Origin of the sequence: Microbacterium sp. (genome assembly GCF_047607225.1) — a bacterium.
Classification (GTDB): Bacteria; Actinomycetota; Actinomycetes; order Actinomycetales; family Microbacteriaceae; genus Microbacterium.
This window is the reverse complement of record NZ_JASGDO010000061.1, coordinates 69236-81552: the sequence shown is the minus strand read 5'-3', so window position 1 is coordinate 81552 and position 12317 is coordinate 69236. Positions and strand designations below refer to the sequence as shown.

Sequence of the window (12317 nt, the reverse complement as noted above, 5' to 3'; positions counted from 1 at the left end):
GTCGCGGCGGCGGGCGGCGCGCGCCGCCCCCTCCTCGCGTTCCGCCTCCGCGAGCTCCAGCGCGACGGCGAAGCCCACCGCCGCCGCGACGTTCTCGGTTCCGCTGCGGCGGTCGCGCTCCTGGCCCCCGCCGTGGAGCAGCGGTTCCAGCGGCAGACGGCCGCGCACGGCGAGCACACCGCTGCCGGGGGCCGCGCCGATCTTGTGTCCGGCGATGGAGAGGGCGTCGGCCCCCGTCGCCCGAAGGGGCAGCCAGCCGGCGGCCTGCACCGCGTCGAGGTGGAGCGGTGTGCGCGCAGCGGCGCACACGGCGGCGATGCGGGCGACGTCCTGAATCGTGCCGATCTCGTTGTTGGCATATCCGAGCGTCACGAGCGCCGTTTCCGGGCCGAGCGCCGCGGCGAGGTCGTCGGGGTCGACCCGACCGGTCGAGGACACCGGGAGGCGCGTCACGGTGAAGCCGTGAAACCGCTCCAGGTACTCGCAGGACGCGAGGACCGACTCGTGCTCGATCTGGGTCGTGACGATGTGCACCGGCCGAAGCACGGTGCGCCCCCGTCCGTCGGCGGGGGAGTCCCGCTCGGCGCGGGCGGCAGCGGCACCCAGAGCGAGTCCCTTGATCGCGAGGTTGTTCGCTTCGGTGCCTCCCGAGGTGAAGACGATGTCACCGGCGCGCATTCCCAGTATCGACGCGACGCGGCGACGTGCGTCGGAGAGGGCATCGGCGGCAGCCTCACCGACGGTGTGGTGGCTGGACGGATTGCCGAACCGCTCGCCGAGGAACGGCAGCATCGCCTCGCGTACCTCGGCCCGCACGGGGGTCGTGGCGGCGTGATCGAGATAGAGCATGCTCAGATCCCCGCGATCTCCACTCGCACGTCGAGCCCCAGATCCACCGCCGGTGCGGAATGGGTGAGCGCACCGACCGAGATGACATCCACGCCGGTCTCGGCGATGGCGCGGACGGTCTCCAGCGACACCCCGCCCGACGCCTCCACGGTCACTCGTCCCCCGATGCGCTCGACTCCCGCGCGGAGCTCGTCGAGGGTGAAGTTGTCGAGCATGATCGTGCCGACGCCGGCTGCCAGGACCGCGTCGATCTGGTCCAGGCGGTCGACCTCCACCTCGACGTGCGTCGTGTGGGGGAGACGCGCGATGGCCGCTTGCAGCGCTTGCGTGACGGCGGCGCCGGGTGTCGTCGTGGGAGCGAGGGCGCTGAGGACCGCGAGATGGTTGTCTTTGGCCATGACGGCGTCGGAGAGCGAGAACCGGTGATTGTGGCCGCCCCCGCACCGCACGGCATGTCGCTCCAGGGCGCGCAGTCCGGGTGTGGTCTTGCGGGTGTCCGCGATCCGCGCGCCGGTGTGGGCGACCTCGGCGACGTAGCGCGAGGTGAGCGTCGCGATGCCACTCATCCGTTGCGCGAAGTTCAGGCCGACCCGCTCCGCCGTCAGCACACTCCGGGCGTGGCCCGAGACGGTCGCCAGGACCTGCCCGGGCGCCATTGGGGAGCCATCGGGGATCGACACCTCGATCTCGATCCGCGGGTCGGTGAGCCGGAAGGCGGCGGCGAAGACGTCGCCGCCGCAGAACACGCCGTCTTCTCGCGCGACGAGGTCGGCCGTCGCGCGCGCGTCGGGCGGAAGCAGGTACTCACCGGTGAGGTCTCCCCAGGGGGCGTCTTCCTCCAGCGCGGCGACGACGACGCGGTCGATGTGGGCGGGGGTCAGCATCAGACGGTCACCTTTCCGGAGAGCGGCTCGCGGTCGCGTCGAGGGGCGGGCATCGCGTGAGGCGACGGCTCGGTGTCGTCGCTGCGGAAGTGCGCGCCGACCGACCGGGTTCGGGCACGCGCCGCCGTGACGATCTCGCGCGCCACGAGCAGGAGGTTGGCGTCTTCGTGTTCGCGGAAGGCCTGCGGCGCGGGGAGCGCTCGCTCCCAACGATCGATGACGGCCGCGGCGTGCCGCAGTCCGGTGTCGTCTCGGACGAGGCCGACGTGGGTCCACATGAGTTCCTGCAGGCCGCGCCGCGTGAAGCCGTCCGCGTCGACGCCGAGCCGGGCGGCCGACGGCACCCCGGCGCGGGACGGCGTCGGGGAGTCGACGGGCCACAGGCCGCCGGAGCGCGCGACGAGCGCATCGTCCGCGAGGCGATCTCCCGCGCGGGCACCGAACACGGCTCCCTCCAACAACGAGTTCGAGGCGAGCCGGTTGGCGCCGTGGACGCCGGTGCGGGCGACCTCGCCCACCGCGTACAGGCCCGGGACGCCGGTGCGTCCCCAGAGATCGGTCTCGACTCCGCCCATCACGTAGTGCGCGGCAGGAGTGACGGGGATCGGTGTGCGCGACCAGTCGAGACCGCGTGCGCGCACTGCGGCGTCGATCGTCGGGAAGCGATCGGCCAGGAATCGGGCCGTGGCCTCGTCGTCGGCACGGAGCCCGGTGGCGTCCAACAGCACGGGGGCGCCGTCCTGTCGTCGCATCTGGGCGGCGATGGCGCGGGCGACGACATCGCGCGGGGCGAGCTCCGCATCGGGATGGACGTCCGGCATGAAGCGTCGACCTTCGCGATCGCGGAGCACGGCGCCCTCCCCGCGAACGGCTTCGGAGACGAGGAAGGCCTCGGCGACGCCGACATCCGTGGCGCCGGCGGGAAGCACCGTCGGGTGGAACTGGACGAACTCGAGGTCGCGCACTCGTGCTCCGGCGCGCCGGGCGATAGCGATGCCGTCGCCGGTGGCGATGCGCGGGTTCGTCGTATGGGCGTACAACTCCCCCGCGCCACCGGTGGCGAGCACGAGCGCGTCGCAGCCGATCGTGCGCGGCGTGTCGTCTCGGTCGGAGCCTTCCTGCAGCACGGTGACGCCGGTGACACGACCTCCCTCCACGACGGCATCCACGACGAGCGCGTGCTCGAGGATCGCGACGTCGCTCTGGCGCACGCGTGCCACGAGGGCGGCCTCGATGACGGCGCCGGTCGCATCACCTCCCGCATGGAGCACGCGAGGCGCGGAGTGCGCTGCTTCGAGGCCCCGACGCAGGGCTCCCTCCGGCGACCGGTCGAAGGCGACCCCGCGCGCGATCAGCTCGCGCACGCGACCCGGGCCCTCGGATGTCAACACCGCGACCGCCTCGGGATCGCACAGCCCCGCGCCCGCGACGAGAGTGTCCTGCGCGTGTGCCTCCACGCGGTCGTCCTCGAACATCACTGCGGCGATACCGCCCTGTGCGTACCGGGTGTTGGCCTCCTCCAGAGCGTTCTTGGTCACGAGCGTCACGCGGCAGCCCGCGTCGGCGGCGTGGAGCGCTGCGGTGAGCCCCGCGATGCCGGATCCGGCGATGACGACGTGTGCGGTCCCGGCCGCACGCGACTGCGCGGGGAGGGAGTGGGTCACGGCTGGGCCGCCAGCATGCGTTCCAGGGCCACGCGGGCGGGGGCGGCCACGTCGCCCGGAACCGTGATGCGATTGCGCACCTCACCGGCGACGAGCCCTTCCAGGACCCAGGCGAGGTAGCCGGGATGGATGCGGTACATCGTCGAGCACGGGCACACGACCGGGTCGAGACAGAAGATCTCGTGCTGCGGGTACTGCGCGGCCAGGCGCTGGACGAGGTTGATCTCGGTTCCGACGGCGAAGGTGGTGGGCTCGGTCGCGGCGGCGATCGCCTTTCGGATGTAGTCGGTGGAGCCGGCCTCGTCGGCGGCGTCGACGACCTCCATCTGGCATTCCGGGTGCACGATGACGCGAACTCCGGAGTGCTCCTGGCGCGCCTGGGTGATCTGGTCCACCGTGAAGCGACGGTGGACGGAGCAGAAGCCGTGCCACAGGATCACGCGCGAGTCCTCGAGCTCCGACTCGGTGGAGCCGCCCAAGGGGCGCCGTGGGTTCCACATCGGCATCGCCTCCAGCGGTACGCCCATCGCCTTGGCGGTGTTGCGTCCGAGGTGCTGGTCGGGGAAGAACAGCACGCGCCTCCCGCGGGCGAACGCCCACTCCAGCACCGTGCGGGCGTTGGACGACGTGCACACGATCCCGCCATGGCGGCCCACGAATCCCTTGATGGCGGCGGAGGAGTTCATGTAGGTCACGGGGATGACGGGCAGGAGGCCGTCCTCGTCGGGGGTGTCGAGGTCGCCGAGCACGTCGGCCAGCTGCTCCCAGCACTCCTCGACCTGATCGATGTCGGCCATGTCGGCCATCGAGCACCCGGCGGCGAGGTTCGGCAGGATCACCGCCTGGTCCGCACCGGAGAGGAGATCGGCCGTCTCCGCCATGAAGTGCACGCCGCAGAACACGATGGCCTCGGCCTCGGGGCGCTCCGTGGCGGCGCGGGCGAGCTGGAACGAGTCACCGACGTAGTCGGCGTGCACCACGACCTCTTCGCGCTGGTAGAAGTGGCCGAGCACCACGACGCGGTCACCCAAGGTCGCCTTCGCGTGTCGGATGCGGTCGGCGAGTTCGGCTTCGTCGGCCGTGCGGTACTCCTCGGGGAGCGCGCCCTGGCGCGGTGCGCCGGTGGGGATGACATCGCCCATCGACGATCCCGGACCGTACCCGGGACGGGTGTCGAAGGTCCAGGGAGCGGCCGCCAGGTCGGTGTTGCAGGTCTCGGCCACGACCTCTCCGGCCACGATCGCCTGGATCTCGTGGTCGACGCTCGGGTCGAGCGGTCGGGGCTGGAGGGTCAGGGCGGTGGCGGCCATGGGGTTCCTTCGAGTGAGGGCGCGCGGTGCGTCTGCGGGTGGTCAGTGGTCGGCCGCCGGCCCCGGGAGAGGCCCGCGGTCGGCGAGTTCGACGGCATGGTTGTAGCGGTAGAGACGTGCGGGGCGGTGGCTTCCGGTGCGGAAGTGGTCGGTCGGGATGAGCGTGGCCGAGTTCTCGACCTGTCGGCGGAAGTTCGCCGGGTCGAGTCGGCGGCCGAAGATGGCCTCGTAGACCTCGCGGAGGTCGGCGAGGGTGAAGGTCTCGGCGAGCAGGCCGTGCGCGATCCGGCTGTAGCCGACCTTGTTGCGCAAGCGCCACAGCGCGTACTCGAGGATCTGCGCGTGGTCGAAGGCGAGGTCGGGCAACGTGTCGACGTCGAACCATGCGACGTTGTGGAGCTCGGAGTTGCGGGAGTCGTCCTCGCGCACCAAGGCCCAGTAGACGATCGAGACGACGCGACTGGGCGAGCGGTCGACGTCGCCGAACGCGTACAGCTGCTCGAGGTAGCTCGGGGCGAGCGTCGTGGTCTCGGCGAGGGTGCGCGACGCGGCGGCCTCGAGGTTCTCCGCCGCACCCAGCCACCCGCCGGGAAGCGCCCACTGGCCCGCGTGCGGGTCGCGTGTGCGCCGGACGAGGGGAACGATCACCCGCGGGATCTCGGCGTCGCGGTCGTGGCGCAAGCTGAAGATGACGGTGGAGACCGCTACGCGGATCTCCGTGCCGTCGATGGGGGAGGAGGATGTTTGTGTCATGGTGACTCTAAGTTCCTCGTCGATCTTAGGGTCTCTGTGACTCGAAGGGCAAATCCGCCGGGCCGGGGATATCTTGTCGGCCGGCCATGAGGAGCCGGTGCCCCGTGCAGGCCCGTGCCCGCGGTGCGCGTACCCGGTGCTCAGGCAAATCCGAGCCGCCCCTCGTTACGGTGGATGCCCGCAGCGGAAAGGGGATCGGCATGCTCGTCGTCGACATCGTGGTGCTGATCGTCTTGGCCGTGGCCCTCGTCTCCGGTTTCGCGCGCGGCTTCTTCGCCAGTCTCGGAGTCATCATCGGCATGGTGGGCGGGGCTCTGGCCGCCCTCTGGCTCGTGCCGTTGGCCACACCCGCTGTCTCGACGGTGGTGCCGACGGGGCTCTGGCGCAGCGTCGCGCTGGGCGCGCTCGCCGTCGCCATCGTGCTGGTGGCGGTCGCGGTCGGGGCGGGGATCGGCGCCGCCCTCCGCCGCGGAACGGACCGCACGCGCCTGCGTGCCGTGGAGCGGTTCTTCGGCGGAGTCGTCAGCATTCTCGCCACGACCCTCGTCGTCGTGACGCTCGCCGCAGGACTGAAGACCGCCGGGATTCCCGTCGTGTCCGCGGCGGTCGCCTCGTCCCGGGTGCTCACCGTCATCGACGATGCGACCCCGGCGCCCGTCGCGGACGTCATGGCGCAGTTGCGCTCGCTCGTCATCGACGACACCGTGCCGCGTCTGGCCGAGGTCATCGGCGTGACGGCGCCGGTGACGGGACCGCCCATCGCTCTCGATGACCCGCAGCTGCAACGCGCGGCGCAGTCGGTGGCGCGGATCAGCGGTACCGCCTACAGCTGCGGCCGGACGATGACCGGCTCCGGCTTCGTCGCGGCCTCCGGTCTCGTCGTCACCAACGCGCACGTCGTCGCCGGCGTCGACGCACCGATCGTGGAGCTTCCCGGTGGCATCGCCGCGGAGGGGCGGCTCGTGTACCTCGACCCCGTCGACGACCTCGCCGTGATCGCGGTGCGCGGACTGCCCACCGCGCCACTGGAGTTGGCCGCACCGGCCGAACCCGGCACTCGCGCCGCGGTGCAGGGGTATCCCCTCGGTGGCCCGTTCACGAGCGGGGCGGCCGCCGTGCTCAGCGTCGGACCGGTGCCCGTTCCCGACATCTATGACCAGTCCGTCGCACTGCGCGACATCTACGCCTTGGAGGCGGAGGTGCGTCCCGGGAACTCCGGCGGTCCGCTCCTGGACCCCGACGGCGAGGTGATCGGAGTCGTCTTCGCACGCGGCGTCGACGGTGACCGTCGCGGCTACGCCATGACCAGCGCCGAGGTGCGGCCGGCGCTCGACGGCCTCGACGCCTCGAGCCCCACCGTCGCGTCGGGGCGGTGCACGAGCTAGCCCACGCTATGCTGGGCCTGCAACTGAAGACAGGCCGCATGACGTGTGCGGGAGAGCTCCGGGCCCGAGGGTCCGGGCACCGAAGGAGCAAGCCTCCCCGCCAATCTCTCAGGTCCGCGTACCGCTCGCGTCCGGCCGCTCTGGAAAACGATCCGTTCACGGATCGTGCCGAAGGTGAAAGCCCGCCCGCCGTGCGCGAGGGGCGAAACTCTCAGGCCAATGACAGAGGGGGAGTTCACGGGCGCCGGTTCTCGGCGTCTGCCCGTCCGACCCGGGAGAACTCATGACCGACCCAGCTCTGCCCACCGGCGATCCGGTGCCCGCCACCGCGCTCGCCGAGACTCCGCTCGCCGACAGGCACCGCGCTCTCGGCGCCTCGTTCACCGACTTCGGCGGCTGGTCGATGCCCGTGCGCTACACGTCCGACCTCGCTGAGCACCACGCCGTCCGCACGGCAGCGGGCCTGTTCGACATCTCCCACATGGCCGAGTTCCGTATCGACGGACCCGATTCAGGCGCGTTTCTGGACTACGCGCTCGCGGGACGGCTGTCGGCCTTGCGAGAAGGCAAGGCGAAGTACTCCCTGCTGCTCAACGAGGCGGGCGGCGTCGTCGACGACGTGATCGTCTACCGGCAGGGCGAGGACTCGTACCTCGTGATCTCCAACGCCGGCAACCACGCGGTCGTTGCCGCGGCGTTCGCCGAGCGTGCGAGAGGCTTCGACGTCGCAGTCCGGGACATCTCCGCGGAGGTCTCCCTCATCGCGGTCCAGGGGCCGCGAGCCGCGGAGATCCTCGCCGCGACCGATTCCGTCGAGATCCCGGGACTGGATGAGCTGGGCTTCTACGCGTGGCGGAACGGCACGTTCGCGGGCGAGGAGCTCTTCGTCGCCCGGACGGGCTATACGGGCGAGGACGGGTTCGAGCTCCTCGTGACCAATGAGCGGGCCGGCGACCTGTGGGACGCCCTTCTCCGCGCGGGCGAGTCCCGCGGTCTCGTCCCCGCGGGGCTCGCCTCGCGCGACACGCTGCGACTGGAGGCGGGCATGCCGCTGCACGGCCACGAGCTCTCGGCCGACATCCTTCCGGCGCAAGCCGGGCTGGGCCGGGTGGTGGCCGCCGACAAAGACGACTTCGTCGGCAAGCAATCTCTCGCCGCCGTCGTCGCGGGCGACGCCCCGATCCTCGTCGGACTCGTCGCGGAGGGGCGCCGCGCGGGTCGCGCCGGCTACGCCGTCCTGGACGCCGAGGGCGCCCCCGTCGGCGAGGTCACCAGCGGTGCACTCAGCCCGACGCTGGGGCACCCCATCGCGATGGCCTTCGTCGCCCCGCGCGCCAGCGCGCTCGGAACCGAACTGTTCCTCGATGTCCGAGGCACCCGTATCCCCGCCACCGTCACCGCACTGCCGTTCTACCGGAGGACCACATGACCGACCTGCACGCTCTCGCCTACACCCAGGAACACGAGTGGATCGCCCTCGACGGCGACGTGGCCACGGTGGGGATCACCGACTACGCGGCCGACAAGCTCGGTGACGTCGTCTACGTCGACCTCCCGGCGGTCGGCGCGACCGTGACGGCCGGCGACGTGTGCGGCGAGATCGAGTCGACGAAGTCGGTCGGTGAGCTCTACGCCCCGTTGAGCGGCGAGATCGTCGAGATCAATGACGCCGTCTCCGATGATCCGTCCCTCGTCAACGGCGACGCCTTCGGCGCCTGGCTCATCAAGGTCAAGGTCGCCGACACGTCCGCTCTGGACGGACTGCTCGACCGAGAGGCCTACGTCGCCCTCACAGGTGGCGAGGAGTGAGCGTCCCCTTCGTCCGTCGTCACATCGGTACGGGGCCCGACGCGCAGGGCCAGATGCTCGCCGCGCTCGGATACGAGTCGGTCGATGCTCTGGTCCACCGTGCGGTGCCCTCGTCGATCCGCGTCGAGCCGGCGGCGGAGTCGGTCATCCCGGCGGCTGCGAGCGAGGCGGAGACCCTGGCGGAGCTGCGCGACCTCGCGGCACTGAACCGCCCGGCGCGGTCGATGATCGGGCTGGGCTACTACGACACGGTCACCCCGTCGGTGATCTCTCGGAACGTCCTGGAGAACCCGTCGTGGTACACGGCCTACACGCCCTACCAGCCGGAGATCTCGCAGGGCCGCCTCGAGGCGCTCATCAACTTCCAGACGATGGTCACCGATCTGACCGGGCTGCAGACCGCGAACGCGTCGATGCTCGACGAGGCCACGGCGGTCGTGGAGGGCATGCTCGTGGCGCGGCGCGCCTCGCGCAGCCGTTCGTCCACCTTCCTCGTCGACGCCGACGCCCTTCCGCAGACCAAAGCGCTGATCGCCCACCGCGCTGCCGCCCTCGGCATCGAGATCCGCGAGGCGGCTTTCGAAGCGGGCGAGCTCCCCGAAGACCTGGACGTCTTCGGAGTGTTCGTGCAGTACCCGGGCGCGAGCGGACGGGTGTGGGATCCCTCGGAGGTCATCGCCGCCGCCCAGGCGAACGGCGCGCTGGCGGTCGTCGCCGCGGATCTCCTCGCCCTGACTCTGCTGCGATCGCCGGGCTCGCTCGGGGCGGACATCGCGGTCGGGACGACGCAGCGGTTCGGCGTGCCGATGGGCTTCGGCGGCCCCCACGCGGGGTACATGGCCGTGCGGTCGGGGCTCGAGCGACAGCTCCCCGGCCGTCTGGTCGGCGTGTCCCAGGATGCGGCGGGCCACCCCGCCTATCGCTTGTCGCTGCAGACGCGGGAGCAGCACATCCGACGGGAGAAGGCCACCAGCAACATCTGCACGGCACAGGTGCTCCTGGCGGTGATGGCCTCGATGTACGCGGTGTACCACGGTCCCGACGGGCTGCGTGCGATCGCGGCGAAGATCGCCACCGATGCCGGGCTGCTCCGGGAGTGGCTCGTCGAGGCGGGGAACGAGGTGCTCCACGAGCACTACTTCGACACCCTCGTCGTACGGGTTCCCGGTCGTGCGGCAGAGGTACTGGACGCGGCGCGCGAACGCGGCTTCCAGCTGTGGTTCCGCGACAGCGACTCGGTCGGCATCTCGCTCGACGAGACCACGACCGTCTCCGACCTCCATGCGATCGCGCAGGTGTTCGGCGGTCCGTCGCAGCGCGCCTTCGCGTTCGTCGCCGGCTCGGGCGCGGCCTCCCACATCCCTGCGGGGCTGGTGCGTGAAGACGAGTACCTGACCCATCCCGTCTTCCACGTCCACCGGTCCGAGACGGCCATGATGCGTTACCTCGCCCAGCTCGCGGATCGCGACTACGCGCTGGATCGCGGAATGATCCCGCTCGGCTCGTGCACGATGAAGCTGAACGCCGCCACCGAGATGGCCGCCGTGTCCTGGCCCGAGTTCGCGCGGGTGCATCCGTTCGCCCCGGCCGACGACGTTGCGGGGTATCTCGTGATGATCGAGCAGCTCGAGGCGTGGCTGGCGGAAGTGACCGGCTACGACGCGGTGTCCCTGCAGCCCAATGCCGGCTCGCAGGGCGAGTTGGCAGGGCTCCTGGCGATCCGCGGCTATCACCACGCGAACGGCGACACGGAACGCACGGTGTGTTTGATCCCCTCGTCCGCCCACGGGACGAACGCCGCCTCCGCGGTTCTGGCGGGGATGCGCGTGGTCGTCGTGGCGTGCGACGAGGCGGGCAACGTCGACCTCGCCGACCTCCGCGAGAAGATCGCGGCGCATGCCGAGACGCTCGCCGCGCTCATGATCACGTATCCGTCCACGCACGGCGTATACGAGCAGGACGTCGTGGAGATCACCTCCGCCGTGCACGCGGCGGGCGGTCAGGTCTACGTCGATGGGGCGAACCTCAACGCGCTGTTGGGCTTCGCGCGCTTCGGCGATCTGGGCGGCGACGTCTCCCACCTCAACCTCCACAAGACGTTCGCGATCCCGCACGGTGGCGGCGGACCGGGCGTCGGCCCCGTTGCGGCGAAGGCGCACCTCGCCCCCTATCTGCCCTCGCACCCGCTGGCGCAGCGCGCCGAGCACGCGGGCGGCTTCGTCTTCGACGGCGGGCCGATCTCCGCGGCGCCGTACGGCTCTGCGTCGATCCTCCCGATCTCCTGGGCCTACGTGCGCATGATGGGGACGGCCGGGCTGCGTGAGGCGACCGGGGCGGCGGTCTTGGCGGCCAACTACGTCGCCCACCGGCTGAAGAACCACTATCCCGTGTTGTACGCAGGTGACGGCGACCTCGTCGCGCACGAGTGCATCCTCGATCTCCGCCCCCTCAAGGAGGAGACCGGGATCACCGTCGACGACGTGGCCAAACGCCTCATCGACTACGGATTCCACGCCCCGACGATGTCGTTCCCGGTGGCGGGGACCCTCATGGTGGAGCCGACCGAGTCCGAAGACCTCGGGGAGCTCGACCGGTTCGTGGAGGCGATGATCGCCATCCATGCCGAGGCTCGCCGCGTCCAGGCGGGCGAGTGGCCGGCCGACGACAATCCGCTCGTCGGCGCGCCCCACACGGCCGAATCGGTCATCGCCGGGGAGTGGCGCCACGCGTACAGCCGGGAGGAGGCGGTGTATCCGTTCCGGAGCCTGATCCGGACGAAGTACTGGCCGCCGGTACGCCGTATCGACAACGCCTACGGCGACCGCAACCTCGTCTGCGCCTGCCCGCCGATCGAGGCCTTCGCCTGAGCGGAGTGGTCCGGACTCGGGTCAGAAGAGTCCGGGCCACCAGGCGGCCGCCACGGGGTAGCCGATGAAGGCGATCACGTCGATGAGCGTGTGCGCGATGACGAGGGGCATGACGCGACCCCGCCGCTGATAGACCCATCCGAAGACGATGCCCATCGCGATGTTGCCGACGATCGCGCCGAACCCCTGGTACGCGTGGTACGCGCCCCGCAGGGCAGCCGTGGACAGGATGATCGTCCAGGTGTTCCAGCCGAGCCGGCGGAGGCGGTCGAACAGGTAACCGATGAAGACGATCTCCTCCGTGAGACCGGCGCGGACCGCAGCGAGCAGGAGCAGGGGGATCGTCCACCACGACGGGTCGAGCGGGGACGCGTCCACCTGCATAGTGATCCCCATCGCGCGCCCGGCGGCGTAAAGCCCGAGGCCGGGGATACCGATGACGGCGACCAGGAGCACTCCGCCGCCGAGGTTGCGGCCGAAGCGCCGGAAGTCGAGACCGATGCGCCGGAACGCGGAGCGTCCCGGCTCCCACAGGAAGTAGACCGCCAGCGCGATCGGAGCGAGCGCGAAGAGCTGCCCGAGGAACTGGTACAGCACGTCCCAGAAGTCCTGAGCATTGGCGCCCGGGTTCAGCGATGTCGACTGCTCACCGAGCGACTGCTCCCGCGTCAGCGCCTGCACCAGCGAGAGGACGGAGTAGAGCGCGGAGCGTCCGACCGACAGTGCGAGAACGAGCGCGATCTCCCACCACAGTCGGGCTGAGGGTACGCGGACGGTGCTCTCGCTCATGCGCCAG

Annotated in this window: 10 protein-coding genes and 1 riboswitch; of the genes, 4 read left to right on the top strand and 6 right to left on the bottom strand. The window is 71.0% G+C overall.

Annotation, left to right across the window (positions count from 1 at the left end):
* The 5 genes from QM591_RS12750 to QM591_RS12730 form a co-directional block, all read right to left on the bottom strand.
* Positions 1 to 849 (bottom strand): cysteine desulfurase family protein (locus QM591_RS12750; RefSeq protein WP_415132762.1); only part of this gene is annotated, 849 nt, incomplete at its 3' end.
* Between the two features lie 2 nt (positions 850 to 851).
* Entirely contained in the window at positions 852 to 1733 is an 882-nt protein-coding gene (nadC, locus tag QM591_RS12745) for a carboxylating nicotinate-nucleotide diphosphorylase (protein ID WP_415132761.1), read from the bottom strand.
* Positions 1733 to 3397 (bottom strand): L-aspartate oxidase, encoded by a 1665-nt coding sequence (gene nadB / locus QM591_RS12740; protein WP_415132760.1) that lies wholly within the window; start codon positions 3395 to 3397, stop codon positions 1733 to 1735. Before nadB ends, nadC begins: the two co-directional genes overlap by 1 nt.
* Entirely contained in the window at positions 3394 to 4707 is a 1314-nt protein-coding gene (gene nadA, locus QM591_RS12735) for a quinolinate synthase NadA (RefSeq protein WP_415132759.1), read from the bottom strand. The genes nadB and nadA overlap by 4 nt, the downstream gene beginning before the upstream one ends.
* Before the next feature lie 42 nt (positions 4708 to 4749).
* Positions 4750 to 5460, bottom strand: coding sequence for an NUDIX hydrolase (locus tag QM591_RS12730; protein WP_415132758.1), 711 nt, complete (start codon positions 5458 to 5460; stop codon positions 4750 to 4752).
* Positions 5461 to 5660: 200 nt separating this feature from the next.
* Here QM591_RS12730 and QM591_RS12725 point away from each other — a divergent pair, with 200 nt between their 5' ends.
* The 4 genes from QM591_RS12725 to gcvP all read left to right on the top strand — a co-directional run bounded on the left by QM591_RS12725 (position 5661) and on the right by gcvP (position 11521).
* The gene (locus QM591_RS12725; RefSeq protein ID WP_415132757.1) at positions 5661 to 6845 is read left to right on the top strand and encodes a MarP family serine protease; all 1185 of its coding nucleotides are present in this window, start codon (positions 5661 to 5663) and stop codon (positions 6843 to 6845) included.
* Between the two features lie 38 nt (positions 6846 to 6883).
* Positions 6884 to 6979, top strand: a riboswitch (glycine riboswitch).
* 149 nt (positions 6980 to 7128) lie between these two features.
* Positions 7129 to 8274, top strand: coding sequence for a glycine cleavage system aminomethyltransferase GcvT (gcvT, locus tag QM591_RS12720; RefSeq protein WP_415132756.1), 1146 nt, complete (start codon positions 7129 to 7131; stop codon positions 8272 to 8274).
* Positions 8271 to 8654, top strand: coding sequence for a glycine cleavage system protein GcvH (gene gcvH / locus QM591_RS12715; protein WP_415132755.1), 384 nt, complete (start codon positions 8271 to 8273; stop codon positions 8652 to 8654). The genes gcvT and gcvH overlap by 4 nt, the downstream gene beginning before the upstream one ends.
* A gap of 53 nt (positions 8655 to 8707) precedes the next feature.
* Complete coding sequence (gene gcvP / locus QM591_RS12710) at positions 8708 to 11521, top strand: aminomethyl-transferring glycine dehydrogenase (RefSeq protein ID WP_415132764.1); 2814 nt, start codon at positions 8708 to 8710, stop codon at positions 11519 to 11521.
* Positions 11522 to 11542: 21 nt separating this feature from the next.
* On the opposite strand, the gene QM591_RS12705 is transcribed toward gcvP, so the two are convergent.
* Positions 11543 to 12310 (bottom strand): CPBP family intramembrane glutamic endopeptidase, encoded by a 768-nt coding sequence (locus QM591_RS12705; protein WP_415132754.1) that lies wholly within the window; start codon positions 12308 to 12310, stop codon positions 11543 to 11545.
* Positions 12311 to 12317: the final 7 nt, after the last annotated feature.